The sequence below is a fragment of the Seohaeicola nanhaiensis genome (assembly GCF_042654245.1).
In the GTDB taxonomy this organism is placed as follows: Bacteria; Pseudomonadota; Alphaproteobacteria; order Rhodobacterales; family Rhodobacteraceae; genus Seohaeicola_A; species Seohaeicola_A nanhaiensis.
On sequence record NZ_JBHSGI010000016.1, the window covers coordinates 75,826 to 98,822 of the forward strand.

Consider the following 22,997-nt stretch of genomic DNA (forward strand, 5'->3'; position numbering starts at 1 on the left):
TTTTCTTTCCCGGAAAACGGCCGAAAACCGCGTCGGGCTTCGCCTCTGCCTTGCACCGGCGCTTCGCCCCGGTAAGGGTGCAGCATGGTTTTCACGTCCCATATGGAGCAGGCGCTGGACGAGGCGCGCGCGGCGGGGGCACGGGGCGAGGTGCCCGTCGGGGCGGTTGTCGTCGCGCCCGATGGCCGGGTGGTCGCCGCCGCGGGCAATCGCACGCGCGAACTGGCCGACCCCACGGCACATGCCGAGATCCTTGCCCTGCGCGCCGCCTGCGCCGCCGCCGGGTCCGAGCGGCTGCCGGGCCATACGCTGTGGGTGACACTCGAACCCTGCGCCATGTGCGCCGCCGCCATCGCCAATGCGCGAATCACGCGGCTTTGCTACGGTGCGGCCGACCCCAAATCGGGCGGGGTGGCCCATGGCGCGCGGGTTTTCACTCACCCGCAGGCACATCACGCGCCCGAGGTGGTTGACGGCATCCGCGCCGATCTCGCCGCAGACCTGCTGCGGGACTTTTTCGCGTCCCGCCGCTAGCTGGCGCCGCCCAGCAGCGCCGCGTTACCGCCCGCAGCGGTCGTATCGACGCAGACCAGCCGCTCGCCCATCACCCGCGCCACGTCCGGCAGGCCCGGGATCAGCGGCACGATCGGCCCCTTTCGCCGCGACAGTGCGCCTTCGATGGCGCGCGCGGTGTCGGCATCCCCCCACCAGAGCACGCCGCCGATATCGGCGGTGTCGGTCAGCGCCTCGGGATCGGCAGGATCGGTCGGAGTGATGGTCCGTCCTCCCAGCGCCTCGACCGCCCGCGCCTGCGCCTGCACCGCCTGTGGCCCGGGGCCCAGGCACAGCAGCGGCGCGCGCGGAACGTAGGTCAGGCGATTGCTCTCGCCCGTGGGGCCGGGCATCGAGCGCGGCGTGGGGGGCGTTTCGGGCAGGGTCGCGGTGCTGTCCGCCCCCTGCCGGTCGGGGGTGCAGAAGCGCGGCATGTAGTTCGGCCCGCCCGCTTTCGGCCCGGTGCCCGAGAGCACTTCGCCGCCAAAGGGCTGCGAGCCGACGATGGCGCCGATCTGGTTGCGGTTGACGTAAATGTTCCCGGCGTGAACCCGCTCGGTCACATGCTGCACCCGGTCGTCGATCCGGGTGTGCAGGCCGAAGGTCAGCCCGTAGCCGGTGGCATTGATTGCGTCGATGACCCTGTCGAGATCACCCGCCCGGAAGCGCGCGACATGCAGCACCGGGCCAAAGATCTCACGTTCGAGATCGGCGATGCCGTCGATGCGGATCAGCGTGGGCGCGATGAAGGTGCCGCCCTGCGGCGCGGGCAGTTCCTTGAGCACGCGGCCCTCGTGGCGGGCGATGTCGATATGCGACCGGATTCCCGCCTGCGCCTCGGCGTCGATCACCGGGCCGACGTCGGTGGACTGCAGCCAAGGGATGCCCAGTGACAGGGCGTCCATCGCGCCGGCCAGCATCCGCAGCACGTCGTCGGCGATGTCCTCCTGCAGGTAGAGGCAGCGCAGCGCCGAGCAACGCTGGCCCGCAGACTGGAAGGCCGACTCGACCACAGCCTGCACTGCCTGTTCCGGCAGGGCGGTTGAATCGACGATCATCGCGTTCAACCCCCCGGTCTCGGCGATGAGCGGCGTGCCGGGCTCCATGTGCTCGGCCATGCTGGCGCGGATCTTCAGTGCGGTTTCGGTCGAGCCGGTGAAGGCGACGCCCTTGATCCGCGCATCGGCGGTCAGCGCCGCGCCCACCCGGCCATCGCCGGGCAGCAGTTGCAGCGCCGAGGCCGGCACCCCGGCCTCGTGCATCAAGCGCACTGCCAGATGGGCGATCAGCGGCGTCTGCTCGGCGGGCTTGGCCAGGACGGCGTTGCCGGTCGCCAGCGCGGCGGCGATCTGGCCGGTGAAGATGGCGAGCGGAAAGTTCCAGGGGCTGATGCAGGTGAAGACGCCCGCCGGGTCGCCCGAGGGAATGTTGGCGGCGTAATAGCGCAGGAAATCCACCGCCTCGCGCAGTTCCGCCACGCAGTCGGGCAGCGATTTCCCCGCCTCCCGGGCGAGGATCGCGAAGACCTCGCCAAAATGCGCCTCATAAAGGTCGGCGGCGCGGTTCAGCACTGCGGCGCGGTCGGACGCCGGCGCCTGCCAGATTTGCGCGGCCTCAAGCGCCGTGGCGATATCGGCGGTCGAGGCGGCGGCAACGGTGCCCGGGCGGTCGGCGGAATCGGCGGGGTTGGTCACCGGTTCCTCCCGCTCTGGCGCAGCAGCTCCCGCGATGAGGGGCCCGGCGCTCCACGTCGCCGTCCTGAACGGCGCGCGTGCGTCCTCGATCCGGTGCAGGGTCGGCGCATGGCTCAGGTCGAACCCCTCCGAGTTCCGACGCTCTGGCGCGAAAAGGTCCGCCCCCGTCCGCAGCCGTCTGCCTTCTGTGCCGGCAAGCGTGTCCCACGGATCGGCCGCGACGGCCTCGGGCGGCACCGCCGTATCGACGATCTGATTGACGAAGGACGAATTCGCCCCGTTCTCCAGCAGCCGCCGCACCAGATAGGCCAGCAGGTCGCGGTGCGCGCCCACCGGCGCATAGATCCGGCAGCGCGTCTTGTTCTGCTCCATCACCAGCCGGTGCAGCGTCTCGCCCATGCCATGCAGGCGCTGGAACTCGAACGGCTGGCCGTCCCGCGCCATATGCAGGATGGCGCTGACCGTATGGGCGTTGTGCGTGGCGAACTGGGGGTAGATCCGATCGGTCATCGACAGCAGCTTGCGCGCGTTGGCGATATAGGAAATGTCGGTCGCGGCCTTGCGGGTGAAGACGGGAAAGCCATCCATTCCCATGACCTGTGCGCGCTTGACCTCGGTGTCCCAATAGGCGCCCTTCACCAGCCGCACCATCAGCTTGCGGTCGTGCCGCACCGCCATGTCGTAGAGCGTGTCGATCACCAGACCGGCGCGTGGACCGTAGGCCTGAACCACCACGCCGAAGCCATTCCAACCAGACAGGCTCTCCTCGGCCAGTACCGCCTCGATCACCTCGAGCGACAGCGCCAGGCGATCCGCCTCTTCCGCGTCGACGTTCAGCCCCATGCCGGCCGATTTCGCCAGCAGGGCCAACGAGCGCAGACGCGGCACCAGATCGCGCAACACCCGCGCCTCCTGCGCCACCTCATAGCGCGGGTGCAGGGCCGAAAGCTTGACCGAGATGCCGGGGTTGGCACGGATGTCGTCATAGGTGCAGGCCTCGGCAATGGCCGAGATCGCGCGGGAATAGCTGAGGTGATAGCGCGATGCATCGGCCTCGGTGCGGGCGGCCTCGCCCAGCATGTCGTAGGAATAGGTGAACCCCTTGGCCTCCATCGCCGCCGCGCGCTTCATCGCGGCGCCGATGTTCTCGCCCAGAACGAACTGGCGGCCCATTTCGCGCATCGCGCGGCTGACGGCGGTGCGGATCACCGGTTCGCCCAGCCGCTTGATCGCGCCGCGCAGCGCCTGCGCCGGGCCGGGGCGGTCGTCGTCCAGCACCTTGCCGGTCAGCATCAGCGCCCAGGTCGAGGCATTGACCAGCGGCGAGGCGGAGTGGCCAAGGTGCCGCCCCCAGTCGGACGGGGCGATCTTGTCCTCGATCAGCGCGTCGATGGTGTCGGCGTCCGGCACCCGGAGCAGCGCCTCGGCCAGGCACATCAGCGCAATGCCCTCGTCGGTCGACAGGCCGTATTCAGCCAGGAAGACTTCCATCAGCCCCGGCGAGGTCTGGGCGCGTATCGCGCGAACCAGTGCCGCACCCTCTGCGCTGATCGCGGCGCGATCCTCGGGTGTAAGGGCGGCGGCAAGGGTCAGCGCCTCGAGAACGGCGGCCTCGTTCTGGTATTTGCCGCTGTCGATGTGGGTGCGCAACGTCGCTTGGGGCATATCGGTGTCTCCGGTCGTTACGCTCTCTATACCCGCAAACCTGCGGGACATTCGCCGGATTTCTGTTAGCTTGCGGGCGAAACGACCGATTTCAGGGGGAAAGATGGTGCAAAACGACTGGCCGCACCTCGACCGTTTCGACCGGCTGATTCTGGCGGTGATCGCCAGCGATGGGCGCATCTCGGTCGCCGACCTCGCGCGGCGCATCGGGCTGTCGAAATCCCCGACGCAGGCGCGGCTGAGGCGCCTGGAGTCCGAGGGGGTGATCCAGGGCTATCGCGCCCTGATCGACCCGATCCGCCTGGGGCTGGATCACGTCGCCTTTGTCGAGGTGAGGCTCTCCGACACGCGCGAGGCGGCGTTGTCAGCCTTCAACGCGGCGGTGACCCGGATCGGCGAAATCGAACAGGTGCATCTGATCGCGGGCAACTTCGATTATCTCATGAAGATCCGCACCCGCAGCATGAGCGAATATCGCGCGGTTCTGGCCGAAAAGATCTCGACCCTGCCGCATGTGGCCAGCACCTCGACCTACGTCGCCATGCAGGCGGTCAAGGAAGACGGGCCGCTCGGGCCGCTCGAAGAAGTGACTTGACTGAATCCGGGCGAGTGGCAGCATTCGGCGCATGCGACACCTTCTGATCCCCCTGCTGTTCCTGCCCGCCGCCGCGCTGGCCGAGGGCTGCCCCGTGGCGCCGGACCACCGGGCCGAGGTCGATGCGCTGATTTCCGAGGCGCAGGTGGCGCCGACCGAGATGGCAGGGCGCGAGGTGGGCAACCGGATGTGGCTGCTTTGGACCGATGCGCCGGACGAGCCGGCACAATCTCTGCTGGACGAGGGGATGCAAAAGCTGCGCGGGGCGGATTATCTCGGCGCACTCGACGATCTGAACCGGCTGATCGAGTATTGCCCGGACTATGCCGAGGGCTATAACCAGCGCGCCTTCGCATATTACCTGATGCAACGCTTCGCGCCGGCGCTGGAGGATCTGGACCGCGCGATTGATCTGTCTCCGAACCATGTCGCCGCTCTGTCGGGCCGCGCGCTCACGCTGATGGGGCTTGGCCGCACGGACGAGGCGGCGCGCGCGCTGGCCCGCGCACTGGAGCTGAACCCCTGGCTGTCGGAACGCTCGCTGGCCGCGCCGGGCGGGCCACTGGCGCCAAAGGGCAAAGATATCTGACGGGGCAATTTCCATTGTCGGAGCACAGACCGAAATCCGCGCCAGATTTCGGCGGGCCCTGACTTGAGTTGCGCGGGCTGTGTTGTTATCGCTTCCTTGGTGGCGGCGCGGACGTGGCGAAACCGGTAGACGCAGCAGACTTTGATTTGGAGTGCCCGGGGGGAAACCCCAGGTGCAGAACCGCTCAAATTCGGGGAAAGCTCTGGGGGTGACCCCGTGCCAATCCCGAGCCAAGCCCCCAAGGGGGGAAGGTGTAGAGACTAGACGGGCGGCGCCTAACGCCTTCGGGCCATGGTGAAGGGATAGTCCAGCCCACGAACGTCCCGGTCCGGGGCGGCGGCGAAAGCCGAAGTGGGATGAAAATCTGTTTCCCGTATGGGAGTGCGGGTTCGATTCCCGCCGTCCGCACCATTTTCATTTGGCCTGCCGCCGGCGTCACGCGCGGGCAGGCCAGAGGGCAAGCGCCGCCACCGTGCCGATCACCGCCAGAGCGGACATGGCCAGAAAGGTCGCGCCCATCCCGAATGCCGCGCCCAGGCTTCCGGCCAGCGGATAGGTGAGCAGCCAGCAGGCGTGGCTGAGGGCGAACTGCGCGGCGAAAAGCGCGGGGCGGTCCTCGGATGGGGCCGAGCGGCGCAGCAGCCGGCCGCCGGGCGTCAGGGCCAGGCCATAGCCGAAGCCCGTCACAGCCCAGAGCGCCATCAGCCCGGCCAGCGAGGCGACGAACGGACCCGCTGCCATCGCGAGCGCCGCCAGGACCGCCCCGGACAGCATCGCCGGACGGTCGCGCAGGTGATCGAGCAGGCGCGGCAGCGCCAGCGCCGCGGCCATCGAGCCGCCACCAAAGGCCGCCAGCGCGAGGGCTACGTCGGTTTCGCCAAGGCCGAGGGTCGACTTGACCAGCACGACGGTATTCACCAGCACCATGGCGCTCGGCGCCGCCGCAGCAAAGGTGATGGCCAGCAACCCGCGCAACCGGGGCGTGGCAAGATACAGTCTGATACCGCGGGTGGTCCGGTCCCAGATTCCGCGTCCTGAAGGATGGCCTGCAGCGGGCAGATTCGCGCTTGCCACCAGCGCCGCCGCCCCGACGAAGCCGATGACGGTGCCAACGAACAGCACCGGAAAGCCGACCACGGTCAGCAGCGCGGCCGCCAGCATCGGCGAGATCAGGTTTTCCAGGTCATAGGCCAGCCGCGACAGCGACAGCGCGCGTGTATAGTCACCCTCGTCGGGCAAAATGTCGGGAATGGTGGCCTGAAAGGCCGGGGTGAATCCGGCCGAAGCGGCCTGCAGCAGAAAGATCAGCAGGTAGATCTGCCAGACCTCAGAGACAAAGGGCAACATCAACGCGACGGCGGCGCGGATCAGGTCGAGTCCGACCAGCAGGGCGCGGCGTGGGAGATGGGTGGCCAGAGCGGCGGCGACGGGGGAGAGCGTGACATAGGCGATCATCTTGATCGCCAGCGCCGTGCCCAGCACCTGACCGGCATCTGCCCCGGCAATCTGCCAGGCCAGCAGACCCAGCGCGACAGTGGCCAGACCCGTCCCGGTCAGCGCGATGACCTGCGCGGCGAAGAGATGGCGCCAGGTTCGATTGGTGAAAAGCGTGCCGAGCATCGTGGCGCGAAACTAGCGTGACGCCGGTCGCGGCGTCGATAGCCTTATCATAAGTCCGGCGGCGAAGGGGATGCCCTCCGCCGCCGGTTCCGGCCCCGCGCGCCCGCCCATGGGGTCCGGTCGGACGCACTCTGCCTTGGGGGGTCAGGCCGGATCGGCCGGGCGCTCGCCCAGCGTGACCTTGGTCTCGCTGGACTTGCCGCCGTGCAGCAGGCCGAGGGTCACCTCGCTGCCCGGTGCGGCCGTGGCGATCAGCCGGGTCAGATCCCGCGGCTCGACCACCGGTTTGCCGTCGACGCTGGTCACGATGTCGCCGCGGGCCAGCCCGGCCTTGGCGGCCGGCGTGTCGCTGGTGACCTCCGTGATCAGCACGCCGCTGGCCTTGTCCATACCCAGGGCGGCGGCGATGTCGTCGCTGACCGGCTGGATGTGGACGCCAAGCCAGCCGCGCTCGACCTTGCCGTCGCCTTCGAGGTCGGCGATCACCCGCTGCGCGGTATCGGCCGGCACGGCAAAGCCAATCCCGACCGAACCGCCGGTGGGCGAGAAGATCGCCGTATTGATCCCGACCACGTCACCCGAGGCGTTGAACAGAGGCCCGCCCGAGTTGCCCTTGTTGATGGCCGCGTCGGTCTGGATGTAGTTGTCGAACGGTCCCGAGCGGATGTCGCGGCCCAGTGCCGACACGATCCCCGAGGTCACGGTGTTGCCGAGGCCGAAGGGGCTGCCGATGGCCACCACGCCCTCGCCCACGCGAAGCGTGTCGGACGAGCCGAAGCTGACGGTCGGCAGGTCCTTGGCATCGGCCTGGATCAGCGCGATATCGGTCGCCGGGTCCGACCCGATCACCTTGGCATCGACCTTGCGGCCGTCCGCCAGCGTGACGGTGACCTTGTCGGCACCTTCGACCACATGGGCGTTGGTGACGATCTTCCCATCCGCGTTGATGACGAAACCGGTGCCGACACCGCTCATTTCAGGCGCTGGGCCGTCCTGGCCTCCGGGCATCCCCGGCAGGCCGAACTGCTCGAAGAAATGCTCGAAGGGCGAGCCCGGCGGGATCGCCTGACCGTTGGCAGGCTGAATCTGGGCCTTCTTGGTGACCTCGATCAGAACCACGGCCGGGGCCACCTTGGCCACCAGATCGGCATAGTCGGTCTGCAGTTGGGCCACCGAAGCGATGGCGGGCGAGCTCAGGACGGGGGCCAGAGTGCCCATTGCGGTGGCACCCATCAGGGCCGCGACCACCAGCGACGTGACGCGGCGCGGTTTCTGCATTGCGCGGTCTTGCATCTGTTGTCTCCTTGTTCACTGCCCGGCGCCATTTGGCCGGGGACGATGCCAATCTGGAGGCGCCACCTGTCAGCCAAAGCGCAGGGAGGTTGCAGATTTGTCAGGCTTCTCACATTGCTGTCATGAGGCGTGACCGGGCGTGCGATCTGTCCTAGATCGGCGGCGTGCTGAACAGGCCGGGGGCCGCGACATGAAACTTCTGCTGATCGAGGATGACGCCGATACGGCCGCCTATGTGATCAAGGGACTGCGCGAGGAGGGCCATGTCGTCGACCATCTGGCCGACGGGCGCGACGCGCTCGCCCAGGCGATGCAGGGCGCCTACGACCTGCTGATCGTCGACCGGATGTTGCCGGGGCTCGACGGGCTGTCGCTGGTGCGGGCGCTGCGCTCGGCCAAGGTCGTGGCGCCGGTGATCTTCCTGACGGCCGTAGGCGGCGTGGACGACCGGATCGAGGGCCTGCAGGCCGGAGCGGACGACTATCTGACCAAGCCCTTCGCCTTTGGCGAGCTGTCGGCACGCATCGCCGCGCTGGCCCGCCGGGCGCCGCAGGCGCTGCCCGAGACGGTGCTGACGGCGGGCGATCTGAAGATGGACCTGATCACCCGCCGGGTGACGCGCGACGGGCAGGAAATCGACCTCCTGCCGCGGGAATTCCAGCTGCTGGAGCATCTGCTGCGCCGCAAGGGGCGGGTGCAGACGCGCACCATGCTGCTGGAAGCGGTCTGGGACCTGAACTTCGATCCGCAGACGAATGTGGTGGAGACGCATATCAGCCGCCTGCGCGCCAAGGTCGACAAACCCTTCGAGCGCGAATTGATCCGCACCGTGCGCGGCGCCGGCTACCGGATCGAGGGCTGAGGGGTGGCGCTCGGCAGCCTGGCAGGATCGACCCCGGTTCGGCAGGCCTTTGGCATCGTCGCCGTGGTGGCGGCGGTCAATCTGGTGACTTTGGGGCTGGCCTACGTTGGCCTGCGCGCCTCGACGGAAGAGGCGATGCGGGCGAACCTGGTGCAGAACGTTGCCGGGTTCCAGGTTGCGGGATCGCCCCGCGCGCTGGAGATCCTCGTTGCGGCCGAGGCGGATGCAGCCGATCCGGCCTCGCGCGTGTTCGTCTTCATCGCGCCTGACGGACGCGTGACCGGGAACGCCGACGCGGTGCTTTCGCGCACCGGAGTGGAAATCCGCCAGCGGCCCGAGGGGCGGCCGCTGAGCGTCGACGGCTATCTGCCGCAGATCGAGCGGATGGCGGGAGGCATCCTGATCATCGCCGAAAGCCAGACTCCGCTGCGCCGCCTGCGGGAAAGCTTCCTGACGCTGCTTCTGATGAGCCTCGCGCCCACCGTGCTGATCTCCTTGGGCGCCGGGGCTGTGATTGCGGCACGCGCGCGGCGGCGGGTGGACCGGATCGAGGCGACGCTGGCCCGGCTGGGCGAGGGGGCGCTGGACGCGCGCATCCCGGAAGAGCCTGGGCGGCACGACGACCTCGCCCGCATCGGCGCGCGGATCAACCGAATGGCAGCGGCGCAGGAGGCGGCGACCAGCGCGCTGCGGCAGGTTTCGGCCGACATCGCACATGACTTGAAGACCCCGCTGCAGCGGATGTCGGCCCTGCTGCAGGATCTGCGAGCCCGGCTCGAGGAGGGCGGCGCCGAGGCTGTGCTGGCCGACCGGGCCATCGCGGAGGCCGATGGCGCGGTAGCGGTGTTCCAGGCCCTGCTGCAGATCGCCCAGATCGAAGGCGGCGGCGCCCGGCCCGAGCTGATGCCGGTCGATCTGGTGGCGCTGGTGCGCGGGCTGGCGGAGCTCTATGCCCCCTCGGCCGAGGATTCCGGGCGCAGCCTGACGCTCGATCTCCCCGAGGGTCCGGTCGAGGTGCGGGGCAACCGCACCCTGCTGGGTCAGGCGGTGTCGAACCTGATCGAGAACGCGCTGCGCCACACGCCCGAGGGCACCGCGATCGTCCTGCGGCTGGCGCGCGACGAGACCGGGGTTCTGCTGGAGATCGCCGATACCGGCCCTGGCATCCCGGCAGAAGAGCGCGACAAGGTGCTGCGCCGTCTGTACCGACTGGAGCGCAGCCGGACGACGCCGGGCCATGGCCTGGGCCTCGCATTGGTCGCTGCCGTCGCCGGCTATCATGGCGCCGAACTCTCGCTGGCCGACAATGCCCCCGGCCTGCGCGCAACCATCCGCTTTCCGATGCGCTGAACGGGACGCGGGCAGGGGGCTCTGCCCCCGCCGCCCGTGCCGGGCGGCCCCCCGAGGTATTTTCGAACCAGAGAAGGCGCAGACGCGGCCTTTTCCTCTTCTCTGGTTGCCAAATACCTCGGGGTCCGGGGCAGAGCCCCGGGACAGACTCTCAGCCCTCGGCGACCTCGGTCAGGCGCAGGCGGCGGCCGCCGAGATCGCGGAAGGCGCGCTGGCGGCAGGTAAGGACGAGGATCTGCAGATCGCCGGCCTGACGGTGCAGGGCGTCGAACATCCGCTCGATTCGGTCGTCGTCGGTGAAAACCAGCGCATCGTCCAGGATCACCGGGGCGTGGCGGCCGCCGCGGGCCAGCATCCGGGCAAAGGCCAGCCGGACCAGCAGGGCGATCTGTTCCTGCGTCCCGCCCGAGAGCACGTCGATCGGCTCGTCCTGGCCGTCGCGGCGCAGTGATTCAGGCAGAAGCGAGTGCTGGCCCCAGGTCAGGTCGGACTCGGGCCAGAGCAGGTGCAGCAGCGGCTTCAGTTCCGCCGCGACCGGCGCGAAATAGCGGTCGCGTGCGGCGGCGCGGGCTGTTTCCAGCGCGCTTTCAAGCCGCTGGAGCACCGCGACCTCGTGTTCGATCCGCTCCAGCTGCGCTTCGGCGGCGGCGAGTTTGTCGCGGGTTTCGCCCAGTCGCTCCTCGACCGCGTCACCGGCGCCTTGGGCGATGCGTTCGTCCAGCACCGCGATCTCGGGGCGCAGGCGGCCGATTTCGGCACGGGCCTCCTCCTCGACGGACCGGGCGCGGGCCAGGGCGGCCTCGGCGGCGGCGATGTCGGGCGCGGCGCGGCGCTGTTCGGCCAGCGCGGCCTCATCGGCGGCGCAGGTGACCTGCGCCTTTTCAAGCGCTGCGGCAAGCTCGGTCTGCATGGCTTCGCCGCCGGCCCGGTCGAGCAGGGCTTCGGCGCGGCGCAGGCGGTCGACCGCACCTGCCGCATCGGCCTCGTGCCGGGCGGCGGCGGTGCGCAGGTCGGATTCGCGCGCTGCGGCGACGTCGCGGGCCGATTGCGCCGCAGCGTGGGCCTTTTCGGCCCCGGCCAACAAGGTCTCGGTCGCCTCCAGATCCTCGGGTTCGCCGTCGTCGTCGGCTTCGGGAATGCGCGCCAGCGCCGCGCGCAGGGGGGCGATGCCCTCGGGGGCGAGGCCCTTCATCACCGCCTGGGCCTGGGACAGCGACCGTTCCGCGTCGGCGCGGGCCGTGGCGGCAGCGCGCAGGTCGTCGAGATCGGCTGCGCCCAGACGGTCCAGTGCGGTCTGCAGGGCGGTTTCGGCAGTGGCGACAGAGGCGTCGCGCCCCGCCTCGCCAGGGCGCAGTTCCAACTGACCGATGCCCTCGATGGTCAGGATCAGCCGGTCGGCCACAGGAATCGCCGTGTCGCCGGGCACCGGGGTGTCGCCGATGCGGATCGCGCCGTCGCGGCCCGCGCTGTATTGCACGCGCAGGTTCGGGGCGGCGGCATCGCGCACGGCGCGGGCGGTGGCGAGGTCCGAGGCCAAAGCCTCGACCCGGCGCAGGGTGCCGGCATCGGGACCATTCCGCGCGGCAGCGGCGGCCTTTTCCAGCGTTTCGCGGGCGGCTTCGGCCTCGGCGATGCGGCGGGTCAGTTCGGCGCGCCGCGCGGCGCCCTCCCGCGCCGCCTGCCGCAATCGGGCGTGGCGCAGGGCCCCGGCGGCCGCGCGGCGATCCTGGTCGGCACGGGCCAGCGCTGTCTGCGCGGCGTCGAGCGCGGCCCGTGCGGTCTGATGCGCGCCGCGGGCCGCTGTGGCCTGGGCCTTGCCTTCGGCGGCGGCGTCGCGGGCCTGCTGATGTTCGCCCATCGCCTCGCGCAGGTCATCCAGACGGCCGCGCGCGGTGGTGACGGCGATGCGGGACGCCTCGAGCCGGGTGGTGGCGGCGGCGACCGCCTCGGCATGCCGGCGGGCGGTGTCATACGCTTTCTGCGCCGCCTCGAGCCGGGTGCGGCGGCCTTCCATCGCCTCGGGGGCTTCCAGTTCGGCCAGCGCGCGGCGCAGCGTCTTGCGCCGGATCAGCGCGGCGTGCAGCGCCTCGGCGGTCCCGGACAGGGTGGCGGTCTCGGCGCGCAGGGCCTCGACCCGGTCGAGCGCCTCGCGCCAGGGGCCCTGGGCATAGGGCTTGCCGGTGGCGGTGGCATAGCGGCGCAGGTCCTCGCGGCAGCGGGCGAGGGCGGCGTCCATCCGCCGCCCGCCGGTCATCGCCTCGACCTCGCCGGTGACGGAGGAGAGCAGGTCGCGCCGGGCGGCGAGAGTGGCCTTCTCTTCACGCGCGCTGGCGCCGGAGAGACCCGTCACGCCCGTCACCCCCTGTTTCACCCAGACCAGACCGGATGGTCCGCCTTCGCCGCTGCCGATCAGCCGGGCGATCCAGTCCTCGGCGGCGTCGGCCTGGGCCAGCAGCCGGCCGTCGCGGGTGACGGTTGCCATGGGGCGCGACAGCCAGCGTTTGGACAGAACGAAGCGGCCTTCCGGCGTCTCGACCTCGACCGTCACCTCGGGCGCGCCGCCGGCGTGGGGGCGCAGGGACATCACGTCGCTGTCCTTGGAGCGGTGGGGCTTGAAGAACAGCGCCTGCAGCGCATCTAAGAGGGTGGACTTGCCGTGTTCGTTCGGCTCGCACAGCACGTTCAGCCCGTCGGACAGACCCTCGATCCGCACCGGGCGGGTGAAGCGGCGGACGTTGTCCAGGGTGATCGCGCGCAGTTTCACGAGGCGTTGTCCCGCACATAGGCATAGAGCCGGGCCAGCGCATCGGCGGCGATGTTGCGGCCGTCTGGCGCGGCCTCGGCCTCGGCGCGCAGGGTCTCGGCGGCGAGCCGGAGCGCACCGGCGCGGTCGATCTGGTCGAGGTCGGCAAGCTCGTATTCGGTGGCGAGCGTGTCGGTGCGCAGGTCGAAGTGGGCGAAATCGGGGGCGGCGCGGGTGGCGGCGTCGTGCAGCGCGGCCTGGGCGGGCAGACCGGCGCGCCCGCTGGCGGTGACCCGCAGCAGGATGTCGCGCTGGCCCGTGGCGGGCAGCAGCGCCGCCAGCGCGGCGGCGGCATCCTGTCCGGGCAGCAGCGGCAGGGAGGTGTCGGACCAGAGGAAATGGCCGGTCTCGATCTCCTCCACCCCGGGCGGCGCGCCGGGGCCGGCGAGCGTGACGGCCAGGCAGACGCCGCGTCGATTGTGGCGGAAGCGGTCCTGTTCCGGGCTGCCCGGATAGTGGACGCGCGCGCCCACCGCCATGCGCCCGTGCCAGTCGCCAAGCGCGAGATAGTCGAGCCGGGCCGAGCGGTCGCGGTCGGGCGGGATATTGGCGCCGCTTTCGGTGAAATCGGTGACGCCCCCGTGGGCGAGGCCGATGCGCAGTGCGCCCTCGGGGCTGGGCATCTGGGGCATCGTCTGCGTTGCATCCTCGCCGGCCGAGCGCCAGAGGACGGGGACCGGCAGCAGCGTGGCGCCGGGGGCGAGGTCGACCGGCGCGGCATCGGTCAGGGCCCGCACGTTGGGCGGGGCGTCACGGCGCAGGGCGTCCCACAGCGGTTCGGCCTCGCGCAGGTTGTCGTGGTTGCCGGGCAGCAGCCACCAGGTGAGGCCTGCCGCCTCGGCCATGGCGGCCAGCGCTTGGCGCAGCACACCCGGCGAGGGGGTCGGGGTGTCGAAGGTGTCGCCCGCCAGCAGCACATGGGCCGCCCCCTGATCCCGGGCGGCGGCGGCCAGGCGGGCGATGGCGCCATGGCGCGCCTCCATCAGGCGGCCGCGCACATTGGTGTCCGGCGCTTCGGGGATATTGGCGAAGCGGCGGCCGAGGTGCAGGTCGGAGGAATGGATGAAACGGAAACTCAAGGGCTTACGACCCTCTCGGCATGAATCACGTCGGGATCGTCGGAATAGAGCCTCTCGACCAGCGCGGCCCGGTTGCGCAGCACCGCGCGCTGGTTGATCGAGCGCTTGTCGGTCATCTCGCCCCGGTCGAAATCGAGCGGTTCGGTGAGCAGCAGCGCGCGGGTCACGCGCAGGGACGAACCGGTGGCGCGGGCGGCATGGGCGGCCAGGCGGCGGGCGAGTTCGGCGCGCACCGCCGGGTCTGTGACCGGGTCGGGCGTGGCGGCCAGCGCGCTGAGGGCGGCCATGTCGGGCACGATCAGCGCGGCCAGCGTGTCGCGGTTTTCGCCCGCGATCACCACGTCGCTGGCCAGCCCGCCGAGATCGTCGACCAGCCGCGCCCGCAGCGCGCCGACCGCGACCCAGGTGCCGCTGGCCAGCTTGAAGTTCTCGGCCAGCCGCCCGTCGAAATAGAAGCCCTTGGCCGGGTCGGCGGGATCGGCAAAACGCACGGCATCTCCGGGGCAATAGAAGCCTTCGTCGTCGAAGGCCGCTGCCGTCAGCTCGGGCGCGCGCCAGTAGCCGGGGGTGATCGACGGGCCCTTGAACCGGGCCTCGTATTTGCCGTCCTGCGGTACGAGTTTCAGCATCAGCCCGGGTGCAGGTACGCCGAGGTTGCCGGCGCTGGCCTGTCTTTCGGTATGGGTGAGGGCGAAGGGCCCGGTCTCGGTCGCGCCAAAGCCGGTGTTGAGCAGCACGCCGCCCGGCACCTCGGCTTCGGCCAGACGCGTCAGCCGGTCCCAGACCGGCTGGCTCATCCCCGCGCCGGCATACATCATCAGCTTGAGCCGGCTGAAGAAATTGCGGCGCAGGGCCGGGTCGTTTTCCATCTCGTCGAGCATCATCTGATAGCCAAGCGGCACGGTGAAATACCAGGTCGGTGCGATCTCGCGCAGGTTTTGAAGGGTCGTCCCGATCAGCCCCGGCGCGGGTTTGCCGGCGTCGATGTAATAGGTGCCGCCGTGCTGGATGACCATGTTGAACACCTTGGTGCCGCTGGCCGTGTGGTTCCATGGCGCCCAGTCGACCACGACGGGCGGTTCGCGCTCCATGAAACGATAGCAGGCGGCGACCATTTTCTGGTTAGAGCAGAGCAGCCGCTGGGTCTGGATCACCGCCTTGGGGGTGCCGGTGGTGCCCGAGGTGAACAGGAACTTGGCCACCGTGTCGGGGGTGATCGCGCGCCAGGCGGCTTCCATAGCGGCGCTGGGCGGGGTGGCGGCGAGGCGCGCGAAGGGGATCACCGCGCGGTCGGGCAGGGCGCCGTCCACCGCGACCACGGGCAGATCGGGGAAGACCGCGGCCAGGGCACGGGCATAGGGGGCGGCCTGTTCGGCAAAGACCATGCCCGGCGTGATCTGCGCCGCCACCCCGCGCAGCTTGGCGAGGTCGCCGGTGGAGAGTGCATAGGTCGGGGCCAGCGCCGCCGAGGGCACCCCGACCTGCTGTGCGCCAAGGGCCATCAGGGCATGGGCGACAGAGTTTTCCGACAGGATCAGCAGCGGCCGGTCCGGCCCCAGGCCCTGGTCCAGAAGCGCCGAGCCGATGGCGCGGATCTGCGCCCATGCCGCGCCATAGGTCATCTTCTGCCACTGGCCGTCCGCGCCGCGCTCGGCCATCCAGACGCGGTCGGGCGTGGTGGTGGCCCAATGGGCGAAACGGTCGTTCATGCAGCGGGCATAGTCGCCCAGGGGCGCGGTCTGCCAGACATAGACGGTGCCGTCGGGCCGGGTCTCGCTGGCGATCTCGGGCTGCCAGAAATCGGCGTCCTGCATGGTTCTCCCCCCGGTGCTCAGGTCGCAGGTTGGCCGACCTCGGCCGCCTTGTCGACAGCGGAATCGAGCGCGAGACCGCTGCGCGGGCGATGCTGGGTGGCGGCCCAGGCGCGCGGCGGTTGCATCCGGGCGCGGCGCCGCTCCAGCCGCCAGCGCCGCAGCGTGCCGCTGTGCGCCGGGTCCATGTGCCAGCGCGTCTCGATCCCCGGCGCGCCGCCGTCGTCCGGGGTCAGCAGCAGGCCGAGCGGCGGGGTGTCGCCGCGCTGGCCGCCCTGTTCCGCCGCCAGGTGCAGCCGGCGCACCGGGGTCAGCCCCGGCGGGCCGGGCAGGTCGGCCACCACCAGCGGCGCCGCGCCCGAGCGCAGCGCCTCTTCCAGGCACCAGAGCAGATCCGGCGCGCGCTCGGGCGTGACCAGCAGGAACCGCGCGGGATCGGCAAAGGGGAAGATGCCGTCGGGGTTCAGCCGGTCGGGCATCCAGGCCGGCGCGATCCAGAGCACGGGGCCGTGCATCTGCCCGGCGAGCCACATCGCCAGCGTCCGCCGCGCCGCGCCGCAGGCCTCGTGCACCCGGCCAAGCGCCAGCGCCGCGCCGCCGCCAAGGTCGATCCGGGGGCCGCTGGCGGCATGGGGGAGGGGGTGAGTCGGCATGGGGAGAGGATATATGTTCCCTTTTCGTTCTCAAGGGGCCGTGCGCACGGTTTGTTAACGATTGCCCGCAAAAGACGCCCCTCCCTACCACCCTCGATCCTGGGGCGAGTCGGTGTACAGGTCATGAAAGGGGGCCGGGTTTTCGGGAAAAATAAGGGCAGTGGTGGGTGTGGGCAGGGCGAAAGAGCCGGGGCAGGGGCCGGGAACAGGCGTGAAAAGCGGGGCGAGAACGGCGGAGCGGCCCTGAAACACCGGCGGGCGGTCGCCGAAGGGCGGGGCGGCCGGGCGGGCGGCGGATCCAGCCTGAAAAGCGGGCAGTGGCGGCCGGGGCGGGGAAGGGGACGGACGCCCGGGCGAAAAAGCGGGGGCGGCCCCGGACAGGGCATGTTAGAGACCGGCGCAAACAGGAAAAGGACCGCAGAATGAGAATGAACCCGCTGGGCCGCACCGGCCTGATGGTCTCCGAGCTTTGCCTTGGCACCATGACCTTCGGCAACCAGACCTCCGAGCCCGAAGGCCATGCCCAGATCGACCGCGCGCTGGCCGCCGGCATCAACTTTATCGACACCGCCGAGATGTATCCGGTGAACCCGGTCAAGGCCGAGACGGTGGGGCGGACGGAAGAGATCATCGGGACCTGGAACGCGGCCAACCGGGCGCGGCGGGGCGACTATGTGCTTGCCACCAAGATCGCCGGGGAGGGCAGCCTGGCGCGGGGTGGCGAACCGATCTCGAAGGACTCGATCCCGCGGGCGGTCGAGGCCTCGCTGCGGCGGCTGCAGACCGACTATATCGACCTCTACCAGTTCCACTGGTCGAACCGGGGCACCTACAGTTTCCGCAAGAACTGGAACTATCGGCCGAAGGGCGAGGCGCAGGCCGTTCTGGACCATGTCGAGGAGAGCCTGGAGGCGCTGCAGGCGCAGGTCGACAAGGGTAATATCCGCCATTTCGGGCTGAGCAACGAAAGCGCCTGGGGCACGGCGCAATTCCTGCGGGTGGCCGAGGCGCGGGGCTGGCCGCGGGTGGCGACGATGCAGAACGAATATTCGATGCTCTGCCGGCTCTATGACACCGACATGGGTGAACTGAGCGTGATGGAGGATGTCGGGCTGATCGCCTTTTCGCCGCTGGGGGCGGGGCTGCTGACGGGCAAGTATCAGGACGGGGCAATCCCCGACGGCTCGCGCCGGTCGCTGGTGCCCGAGATGGGCGGGCGGGTGACGCCGCGGGTGTTCGATGCCGTGGCGGCCTATCTCGACATCGCCGCGCGGCATGGCCTGCACCCGGTGCATATGGCGCTGGCCTGGTGCCGGACGCGGCCGTTCATGTGCTCGGCCATCTTCGGCGCGACGACGATGGACCAGCTGGAGGTGGCGCTGCGGGCGGTCGATGTCGAGTTGTCGGAGGAGGTGCTGGCCGAGATCGACGCGGCGCACAAGGCGCATCCGATGCCCTATTGAGCCGGGCGGCGGGGCAAGTCCCGCCCTGCGGACCTTCCAGCGTTTCGTTTGTGGACGGTCTGGTTTTTTGAGTATCTTCAAAGCGAAGAAGCCTGGGGTTTGCGGAAGTCCCGGGCCGGGCGGCCATGGGCGGCGCGGAAGGCGCGGGCGAAGCTCGACTGCGAGGCAAAGCCGGTGGCGAGCGCGATATCAGTCAGGCTGGCCGTGGTGTCGGTGACGAGGCGCAGCGCCTCGGCGAGGCGCAGCGCAAGGGCATGGGCCTGGGGCGTGGTGTTCAGCCGCTGGCGGAACTGCGCCTGCAGCGCGCGGGGGCTGGTGCCGAGGCGGCGGGCGATTTCGGCGATGGGCAGCGGGCTGTCGAGCGTGTCCTCCATCAGCGCGCTGGCCCGGGCGGTCAGGGCGGAATGGCCGGGGCGGGCGACGTCGCGGCGCTGGGCGCGGGCCGGGTCGGGGGCGGCGTCGTAGATGAAGACGCCGGCGACGCGGGTGGCGAGCGCGGCGCCGCCGCGCGCTGCGATCAGGTGCAGCATCATGTCGATGGCGGGGGTGGCGCCGCCGCAGGTCATGCGCGGGCCGTCGACGTGGAAGCGGTCGCGCAGGACCGTCACGCCGGGGAAGCGGACGGCGAAACTTTCGAAGTCTTCCCAGTGGGTTGTGGCGCAGTAGCCGTCGAGCAGCCCGGCGCTGGCCAGGATCCAGGGGCCGCCGTCGATGCCGCCGAGGGTGGCGCCGGATGCTGCGATGCGGCGCAGGCTGGCCTGCAGGGCGGGCGTGGTCTGGGCGGCGAGGTTGAAGCCGGCGACCACCAGCAGCAGGTCGCAAGCCCCGAGCCGCGCGATCGGATCGCCCGGCACCGAGAGTCCGCCGGTGAGCCGGGCGGGGTGACCGGTGGCGGTGGCATAGGTCCAGTCGAACATGCGGCGCGGGGCGAGGCGGTTGGCGGCGCGCATCGGGTCGATGGCGGCGGCAAGCGAGAGCATGTTGGTCTCGTCCAGCACGAGCACCGCGACGCGGAGCAGGCTGTTGGCCGGAACGTGGATGTTATTCGCGGATTTCATCAAGTATGATTCGTATCATGCAAAGTGTGGCGCCCCAAGCCTCGCCATCCTGCGCCGCGAACAGAAGGAGATGCCCATGCCGTTGACCATGAATCGAGAGGTTTTTATCACCTGCGCGGTGACCGGATCAGGGGGCACGCAGGACCGCAGCCCGCATGTACCGCGGTCGCCCGAACAGATTGCAAACAGCGCGATCGCAGCCGCCAAGGCCGGGGCGGCGGTCGTGCATTGCCATGTGCGGGATCCGGAAACCGGGGTCGGCAGCCGGAAACTTGAATATTATCGAGAGGTTACGGACCGCATCCGCGATGCGGAGGTGGATGTCGTGCTGAACCTGACCGCCGGGATGGGCGGCGATATCTATTTCGGACCGCCCTCGCAGCCGATGCCGGTGTCGAACGCGACCGACATGGCGAGCGCCGAGGAGCGGGTGGCGCATGTGGCCGAATGCCTGCCCGAAATCTGCACGCTGGATTGCGGCACGATGAATTTCGCCGAGGCCGATTACGTGATGACCAACACGCCGGGGATGCTGACGGCGATGGGGGGCATGATGACCGACCTTGGCGTGATGCCCGAGATCGAGGCCTTTGATACGGGCCATTTGTGGTATGCGAAACAACTGGTTAGCGATGGCGTGCTGAAGGGACCGGCGCTGGTGCAGCTGTGCATGGGGGTGCCCTGGGGCGCGCCGGACGACTTGAATACCTTCATGGCGATGGTGAACAACGTGCCGCCGGACTGGACGTTTTCCGCCTTCTCGCTGGGGCGCAACCAGATGGCCTATGTCGCCGCCGCGGTGCTGGCCGGGGGCAACGTGCGGGTGGGTCTGGAGGACAACCTGTGGCTGGACAAGGGCGTGCTGGCGAAGAACGAGGATCTGGTGGAGCGGGCGAAGGTCATCATCGAGGCGATGGGCGCGCGGGTGATCGGGCCGGAAGAGGTGCGCAAGAAGCTGGGGCTGGTCAAGCGGGCTGCGCGGTGAGCGCCGCTGTGCAGCAAAACGGGGGGTGTTCCGCGTGCACAACCCGTGCACGGCCCGTGCACCGCCGCATTGCGGCATTCCTGATGGTCCTTGCGCTGGCGGCCTGTGCGCCGGGTCCGCAGGGATACCGTGACGTGAAGACTCCGATGGGGGCCACGCTGCGGTTCGACGCGGCGCGGTTTGCCGGGGTCTGGCATGTGGTGGCGCGGATGGGTGAGGCGGGGGACGAACGCGCGCGGCTGGGCGAGGCCTTTGTCTTTGGCCCGCCCGGCAGCGGCTGGAGCGTGACGCGGGCGCGCGTGTCCTGCACCGGTTTCGAATGCGCCCAGTATCAGGAGACGCTGGCCGTGCGGCAGGTCGCGCCGGGGCGCATCGCAGTGGACGGCCAAACGTGGTGGGTGCTCTGGGTCGATGACGATTTCCGCACGGCGGCCATCGGCACACCGGACGGCAGCTTTGGCTGGATCATGGACCGCAAGGGGCCGCAAGGCATTTCCGCGGACCGGCTGGTGGCGGCGAAAGAGATCATGGAGTGGGCGGGCTATGACGTGAGCCGCCTGCAAACGGTGCAGGGACTGTTGGAGAACGTTCAATGACGGTGGCATCTATCATCGGTGGCGGTGTGATCGGCGGCGGCTGGGCCGCGCGGTTCCTGCTGAACGGCTGGGACGTGCGGGTGTTCGACCCAGACCCGGAGGCCGAGCGCAAGATCGGCGAGGTGCTGGCGAACGCCCGGCGCTCTCTGCCGGGGCTTTCGGATGCGCCGCTGCCGCCCGAGGGCCAGATGACCTTTCACGCGGATATGGCGGAGGCGGTGCAGGGCGCGGCGTGGATTCAGGAGAGCGTACCGGAGAACCTGGGGCTGAAGCACAAGATCCTCGCGCAGATTCAGGCGGTCTGCGATGCGGGGGCGGTGATCGGATCCTCGACCTCGGGGTTCAAGCCCTCGCAGTTGCAGGAGGGGTCGAACGCTCCGGGGCAGATCGTGGTGACGCATCCGTTCAACCCGGTGTACCTCTTGCCGCTGATCGAGCTGGTGCCTTCGCCCGCGAATGAGGCGGGGTTCGTGGAAAAGGCGGCGGAGGTGCTGCGCTCCATCGGTTGCTATCCCCTGCATGTCCGCGCCGAGATCGACGCGCATATCGCCGACCGCTTCCTTGAGGCCGTCTGGCGCGAGGCGCTGTGGCTGGTGAAGGACGGGATCGCGACGACCGAGGAGATCGACAACGCGATCCGGTACGGCTTTGGCATCCGCTGGGCGCAGATGGGGCTGTTCGAGACCTATCGCGTGGCGGGCGGCGAGGCGGGCATGAAGCATTTCATGGCGCAGTTCGGGCCCTGCCTGCAATGGCCCTGGACCAAGCTGACCGATGTGCCCGAGTTCACTGACGAGCTGGTCGATCTGATCGCCGGCCAGTCGGACGAACAGTCGGGGGCCTACAGCATCCGCGAGTTGGAGCGCATCCGCGACAACAACCTGGTCGCCATGATGCGGGCGCTCAAGGCGCAGGACTGGGGCGCGGGGGCGATCCTGAAGGGGCATGACGCGCGGCTGAAGGCGGGGACCGAACTGGTGGCCACCGCCGCCGATCTGACCGAGCCCAGGCCGGTGCTGACCTGTGCCCGTGCGGTGCCGCTCGACTGGACCGATTACAACGGCCACATGACCGAGAGCCGGTATCTGGACGCCTTCGCGCAGTCGACCGACCGCTTCATGGAGCTGATCGGCTGCGATGCCGCCTATATCGCGGCGGGGGGCAGCTATTTCACCGCCGAGACGCATATCCGCCACATCGACGAGGTGCACGCCGGGGCGCGGATCGAGGTGCGCACGCAGATGTTGCAGGGGGCAGGCAAGAAGCTGCACCTGTTCCATTCGATGTATGAGGGCGCGCGGCTGCTGGCGACGGGGGAGAGTTTCCTGCTGCATGTCGACCTGACGACGCGGCGGTCCTGCGAGCCGGGGCCACAGGTTCTGGAGGGGCTGGCGCTGATGCGGGCGGCGCATGGCGCGCTGCCCTATCCCGAGGGTGCGGGCGCGGCGATCCGGCGGCCATGAGCCGGGTGCTGATCACCGCCGGGGCGTCGGGCATCGGGCGGGCGATGGCCGAGGCCTTCGGCGCCGCGGGCGCGCGGGTCTGGGTGGCGGATGTGGATGCGACGGCGCTGGACGACTGCCCGGCGGACTGGGGCCGGACGGTCTGCGATGTCAGCGACGAGGGGTCGGTGGCGGCCCTGTTCGGCGAGGTGGTCGCCGGGTTCGGCGGGGTCGATACCGTTTGCCTGAATGCCGGGATCGCGGGGCCCACCGCCCTGGTGGAGGATATCCGGCTGGAGGACTGGCACCGCTGCCTGGGGGTGAACCTCGACGGCGCGTTCCTTTGCGCGAAACATGCGGCGCCGGTGATGAAGGCGCAGATGGCGGGGAGCCTGATCGTCACCTCTTCCACGGCGGGGCTCTACGGCTATCCCAACCGCGCGCCCTATGCGGCGGCGAAATGGGCGGTGATCGGGCTGATGAAGACGCTGGCGATGGAACTGGGGCCCTTCGGCGTGCGCGCCAATGCGATCTGCCCGGGTTCGGTGGAAGGCCCGCGCATGGAGGGCGTGCTGGTCCGCGAGGCGGCGGCCAAGGGGATGACACGGGACGAGGTCTATGCCGGCTACGCCAGCGGCACTGCGATGGGGCGGTTTGTCGAGGCGAAGGACATCGCCGCGATGGCGGTCTTTCTCGCCTCCGACGCGGCGCGGCTGGTGTCGGGGCAGGTGATCGCGGTGGACGGGTTCACGGTGAACCCGGATCCGTGAGGGGGCGGAGGGCTGCGGTTTCCGCTTTGAAGGGTGAGCGAAACCATGCTGGAGGACTTCATCGCCGGCCTCGGCGCTGGGCACTATGCGGCTTACCGCGTCCGGGGGCTGGCCGAC

At 69.9% G+C, this 22,997-nt stretch carries 18 protein-coding genes; 10 read left to right on the plus strand and 8 right to left on the minus strand.

Features of this window, described 5'->3' with window-relative positions; genetic code table 11:
* Window positions 1-84: 84 nt before the first annotated feature.
* Window positions 85-534 carry a nucleoside deaminase gene (locus ACFO5X_RS13785; protein ID WP_380718060.1) on the plus strand — a complete coding sequence of 150 codons (450 nt, stop codon included), beginning with the start codon at window positions 85-87 and terminating at the stop codon, window positions 532-534.
* On the opposite strand, the gene putA is transcribed toward ACFO5X_RS13785, so the two are convergent.
* The gene (gene putA, locus ACFO5X_RS13790) at window positions 531-3,911 is read right to left on the minus strand and encodes a bifunctional proline dehydrogenase/L-glutamate gamma-semialdehyde dehydrogenase PutA (protein WP_380718061.1); all 3,381 of its coding nucleotides are present in this window, start codon (window positions 3,909-3,911) and stop codon (window positions 531-533) included. The two genes, ACFO5X_RS13785 and putA, sit on opposite strands and share 4 nt — an antisense overlap.
* 103 nt (window positions 3,912-4,014) lie before the next feature.
* Here putA and ACFO5X_RS13795 point away from each other — a divergent pair, with 103 nt between their 5' ends.
* Window positions 4,015-4,506, plus strand: a complete 492-nt coding sequence (locus ACFO5X_RS13795; RefSeq protein WP_380718062.1) for an Lrp/AsnC family transcriptional regulator — start codon at window positions 4,015-4,017, stop codon at window positions 4,504-4,506.
* Window positions 4,507-4,537: 31 nt separating this feature from the next.
* Complete coding sequence (locus tag ACFO5X_RS13800; RefSeq protein WP_380718063.1) at window positions 4,538-5,095, plus strand: tetratricopeptide repeat protein; 558 nt, start codon at window positions 4,538-4,540, stop codon at window positions 5,093-5,095.
* A 435-nt stretch (window positions 5,096-5,530) separates the two neighbouring features.
* Here the strand turns inward: ACFO5X_RS13800 and ACFO5X_RS13805 are convergent, their stop codons facing one another.
* Together ACFO5X_RS13805 and ACFO5X_RS13810 are read right to left on the minus strand one after the other, a co-directional pair.
* Window positions 5,531-6,715: an MFS transporter gene (locus ACFO5X_RS13805; RefSeq protein ID WP_380718064.1), complete on the minus strand. Its 1,185-nt coding sequence runs from the start codon at window positions 6,713-6,715 to the stop codon at window positions 5,531-5,533.
* 144 nt (window positions 6,716-6,859) lie between these two features.
* Window positions 6,860-8,008 (minus strand): Do family serine endopeptidase, encoded by a 1,149-nt coding sequence (locus ACFO5X_RS13810; RefSeq protein ID WP_380718065.1) that lies wholly within the window; start codon window positions 8,006-8,008, stop codon window positions 6,860-6,862.
* A gap of 190 nt (window positions 8,009-8,198) precedes the next feature.
* On the opposite strand from ACFO5X_RS13810, the gene ACFO5X_RS13815 reads away from it, so the two are divergent.
* Both ACFO5X_RS13815 and ACFO5X_RS13820 read left to right on the plus strand, forming a co-directional pair.
* A complete protein-coding gene (locus tag ACFO5X_RS13815; RefSeq protein ID WP_380718066.1) occupies window positions 8,199-8,870 on the plus strand; it encodes a winged helix-turn-helix domain-containing protein in 672 nt (223 codons plus the stop codon).
* A gap of 3 nt (window positions 8,871-8,873) precedes the next feature.
* Window positions 8,874-10,220: a sensor histidine kinase gene (locus ACFO5X_RS13820; RefSeq protein WP_380718067.1), complete on the plus strand. Its 1,347-nt coding sequence runs from the start codon at window positions 8,874-8,876 to the stop codon at window positions 10,218-10,220.
* A 151-nt stretch (window positions 10,221-10,371) separates the two neighbouring features.
* Here the strand turns inward: ACFO5X_RS13820 and ACFO5X_RS13825 are convergent, their stop codons facing one another.
* Genes ACFO5X_RS13825 through ACFO5X_RS13840 form a run of 4 tightly spaced genes read right to left on the minus strand, consistent with a single transcriptional unit; the run spans window position 10,372 to window position 16,566 of the window.
* Entirely contained in the window at window positions 10,372-12,984 is a 2,613-nt protein-coding gene (locus tag ACFO5X_RS13825; RefSeq protein WP_380718068.1) for an AAA family ATPase, read from the minus strand.
* Entirely contained in the window at window positions 12,981-14,102 is a 1,122-nt protein-coding gene (locus ACFO5X_RS13830; RefSeq protein WP_380718069.1) for a metallophosphoesterase family protein, read from the minus strand. Before ACFO5X_RS13830 ends, ACFO5X_RS13825 begins: the two co-directional genes overlap by 4 nt.
* Window positions 14,099-15,916, minus strand: a complete 1,818-nt coding sequence (locus tag ACFO5X_RS13835; protein WP_380718070.1) for a feruloyl-CoA synthase — start codon at window positions 15,914-15,916, stop codon at window positions 14,099-14,101. The genes ACFO5X_RS13830 and ACFO5X_RS13835 overlap by 4 nt, the downstream gene beginning before the upstream one ends.
* Window positions 15,917-15,933: 17 nt before the next feature.
* Entirely contained in the window at window positions 15,934-16,566 is a 633-nt protein-coding gene (locus tag ACFO5X_RS13840; RefSeq protein ID WP_380718071.1) for an ImuA family protein, read from the minus strand.
* Window positions 16,567-16,988: 422 nt separating this feature from the next.
* Here ACFO5X_RS13840 and ACFO5X_RS13845 point away from each other — a divergent pair, with 422 nt between their 5' ends.
* Entirely contained in the window at window positions 16,989-18,029 is a 1,041-nt protein-coding gene (locus ACFO5X_RS13845) for an aldo/keto reductase (RefSeq protein ID WP_380718072.1), read from the plus strand.
* A 77-nt stretch (window positions 18,030-18,106) separates the two neighbouring features.
* Here the strand turns inward: ACFO5X_RS13845 and ACFO5X_RS13850 are convergent, their stop codons facing one another.
* Complete coding sequence (locus ACFO5X_RS13850; RefSeq protein WP_380718073.1) at window positions 18,107-19,087, minus strand: GlxA family transcriptional regulator; 981 nt, start codon at window positions 19,085-19,087, stop codon at window positions 18,107-18,109.
* A 76-nt stretch (window positions 19,088-19,163) separates the two neighbouring features.
* Between ACFO5X_RS13850 and bcoG the strand changes: the two genes are divergently transcribed.
* From bcoG to ACFO5X_RS13870, 4 genes are all read left to right on the plus strand, one after another.
* Entirely contained in the window at window positions 19,164-20,072 is a 909-nt protein-coding gene (gene bcoG / locus ACFO5X_RS13855) for a 3-dehydrocarnitine:acetyl-CoA trimethylamine transferase BcoG (protein WP_380718074.1), read from the plus strand.
* Between the two features lie 134 nt (window positions 20,073-20,206).
* The gene (locus tag ACFO5X_RS13860) at window positions 20,207-20,668 is read left to right on the plus strand and encodes a lipocalin family protein (RefSeq protein ID WP_380718075.1); all 462 of its coding nucleotides are present in this window, start codon (window positions 20,207-20,209) and stop codon (window positions 20,666-20,668) included.
* Window positions 20,665-22,131, plus strand: coding sequence for a carnitine 3-dehydrogenase (locus ACFO5X_RS13865; RefSeq protein ID WP_380718076.1), 1,467 nt, complete (start codon window positions 20,665-20,667; stop codon window positions 22,129-22,131). Before ACFO5X_RS13860 ends, ACFO5X_RS13865 begins: the two co-directional genes overlap by 4 nt.
* Entirely contained in the window at window positions 22,128-22,880 is a 753-nt protein-coding gene (locus ACFO5X_RS13870) for an SDR family oxidoreductase (RefSeq protein ID WP_380718077.1), read from the plus strand. Before ACFO5X_RS13865 ends, ACFO5X_RS13870 begins: the two co-directional genes overlap by 4 nt.
* Window positions 22,881-22,997 lie beyond the last annotated feature (117 nt).